Genomic DNA, 228 nt, shown 5'->3' with positions numbered 1-228 from the left:
TTGGCGACATGAGCGTCAGTGAGGGTGGCCTGATGACCTTCACCGTGACCCGGAGCGGGGATGCGGCGGATGCCCAGACCATCGACTTTGCCACCAGCATTGGGGCCGGTGATACCGCCGAAGCCAATGACTTTACTGGCAACAGCGGCACCCTGACCTTTGCGCCGGGTGTCACCAGCCAGACCTTCACCGTGCAGACTACGCAGGACGGTATCTATGAAGGCGGCG

Annotated in this window: 1 protein-coding gene; it reads left to right on the top strand. The window is 62.3% G+C overall.

Annotated features, from left to right (window positions below; genetic code table 11):
• Positions 1 to 32 precede the first annotated feature (32 nt).
• On the top strand, positions 33 to 228 hold a 196-nt coding region (locus JW499_RS23320), incomplete at its 3' end, for a Calx-beta domain-containing protein (RefSeq protein WP_205212576.1).

Source organism: Amphritea pacifica (genome assembly GCF_016924145.1).
Classification (GTDB): domain Bacteria; phylum Pseudomonadota; class Gammaproteobacteria; order Pseudomonadales; family Balneatricaceae; genus Amphritea; species Amphritea pacifica.
This window is presented reverse-complemented; position numbering and strand designations above follow the sequence as displayed.